This window comes from Methyloceanibacter sp. (assembly GCF_058506495.1).
Genome location: NZ_JBZMXT010000173.1, coordinates 1 through 2243, shown reverse-complemented (window position 1 = coordinate 2243; position 2243 = coordinate 1). Strand labels below are relative to the sequence as shown.

1 protein-coding gene and 2 pseudogenes are annotated in these 2243 nt (G+C 55.1%); all 3 read right to left on the bottom strand.

The genetic code is table 11. The features are described 5' to 3' along the window. A pseudogene (locus AC33YF_RS13735) lies at nt 1-308 on the bottom strand (ABC transporter permease); the annotation flags it as partial. Beyond that, on the bottom strand, nt 305-967 hold the full coding sequence (locus AC33YF_RS13730; protein ID WP_491777777.1) for an ABC transporter ATP-binding protein: 663 nt from the start codon (nt 965-967) through the stop codon (nt 305-307). The pseudogene AC33YF_RS13735 and the gene AC33YF_RS13730, both read right to left, overlap by 4 nt. A 415-nt stretch (nt 968-1382) precedes the next feature. Next, nucleotides 1383-2243: pseudogene (locus tag AC33YF_RS13725) on the bottom strand (carboxypeptidase M32); the annotation flags it as partial.

The window sequence follows — 2243 nt, the reverse complement described above, 5'->3', positions numbered from 1 at the left end:
CGGATGTAGCGATCGCCGAGCCGAACCCTTTTTTCAAATATGGGCGACGTCCGCCAACCGGAAGTTTGCAGCCTGGTGTAGGTATCAACAGGGATCGTGCGGGTTTTCGCCGACACGATTGAAGCAAATCGCGGTGGTGAGAGTGCTGCCTCAGCAAGCGCATAGCTTGCCCGCGCCTCTGTGTTAATGGCCTCCACACCTGTCCACAGTGCTGATGCAAGAAAGAGCCCGGTCAACAGCATGATGAGCTGAAATGGATGCTTGCGCCAATGCGACAGCAAGACCGTGATGGCGGATAGGTCGATCATTCCACGCGGCCTGCGTGCAGGTGAAGGTTGCGACTTATGCGCCCAGCCAGCTCATTCGAATGCGTGACGACGATCATGCTGGCGCCGGACTCCTCTGCAAGGTCCGACATAAGCTCGAAGACGGTGCCCGATGAGCGTTCATCGAGGTTACCGGTGGGCTCATCTGCTAAAATCAGACCTGGCTTCGCTGCCAACGTGCGACCGATAGCGACGCGTTGTTGCTGACCGCCCGACAACTGTTCCGGATACCGGCCCGCCAGCGAATCGAGGCCGAGACGATCAAGCAGATAACGCGTCCAGTCGCGATCATCCCGGCCGGCCAGGCGTGCATGCAGCCGCACATTGGCGAGGACATTGAGGGATGGAACTAGATTGTATTGCTGAAAGATAATTCCAACCATTGATCGGCGAAACTGTGCACGCCGGTTCTCGGACAAGTTGGAAAGGTCGTAGTCTCCATAGCGGATTTCTCCGCCATCGGAGGTTTCGAGCGCACCGACAATATGCAGCAACGTACTTTTTCCGCTCCCGCTTTCGCCGGTAATCGCCAGCATTTCGCCGGCTTTCAGCGAAAAGGTCACGTCCTCGAGGACATGGATGGGCCCATCCTGCGTTGAGAATGACTTTCTGACGCGTTTCAGAATTAGTGGTGAACTCAAGGATACTTCCTACAAAACCGAATTCTGGCTGACCGCTAGCAAACCAGCTTGTGCCGCCATAAGGCTGGCCGGACGCGCCCTAAAGATCAACTGGGCCTGGGTTGTTCACTGCGGATAATCTACGCGGTTGAGTCTGCTTTGAGTCGTGATCGGACATCATTGAGAGGATACCGCACGTCCGCTTTCAACCCTTAAGCAGGCATCCTTGGTCTCGGCCTTGAGTTCGGCTATGTGCCATTGGTAGTCATCGGGCTGACCTTGCGGCAAGTGCGCTTTGACTCCGAAACCAAACATCCTCGGTATGATAAAGAAGTTCACCAAGTACAAGTGGGATGTGGCCAAACTTCATAAGTGCGCGCCCGGCGACTTCGTCTAGAAATCGGAGAACCTCGTGCTGCGCCAAGCACAGACAGCCCTACCCTAGATAGCGACGCTCAAGATGCCTCTTAAAGTGACAAGAGCTGAGCGGTTCGCCGGTAACCTCCGTTAAGAGTTCATGCGCCGTCTTGAGTTGTCCTTGAGCATGGATTTGGCGCCGTAGCCACTCGACGATCGGCCCGAAGTCGCCTTCTTCAATTTTGGTGTCAATATCGGAGATACAGGCAGAGGCTGCCGCAAACCATTGCGCTGCCATAAGCGCCCCCAGTGTATAGGTTGGAAAATACCCGAAGAGTCCCGCGAACCAGTGAACATCCTGCATGCAACCGTCGGCGAAGTTTCCTTCTGTGGACAGGCCAAGGTATCGGATCATGGCATCATTCCAAGCATCCGGAATATCTGAGACGCTGAGTTCGCCTGTAATCAAGGACTGCTCTATCTCAAACCGAAGAAGGATGTGAAGCGGGTAGGTAAGCTCGTCTGCCCCCACACGAATGTAGTCTGGACGCACGCAGATCGCGCGGACGTAGAGATTCTCTGCTGTCCATTCGTGGTCGCCCTTTGATCCTCCTAGATGTTCGCAGATAAACGGTGTTGCAAACGCCATGAATGCACTACTCCGCCCAATCTGCATTTCTATGAACAACGACTGGCTCTCATGCACAGCCGCACCTAAAGAGCCGCCGACGGGTTGTCCTCGCCATTTGGCGGGTAACCCTTGTTGGTATAGCGCATGCCCCGTCTCGTGCAGCACCGCCATGAAGGATTCCAGGAAGTCATGGTTGTCGAAGCGTGTTGTAATGCGTGTGTCATCAGGCACGCCGCCACAGAAGGGATGATGGCTTATGTCTAGGCGTCCACGCGCAAAGTCGAAGCCTAGCAACCGCATCATCTCTTC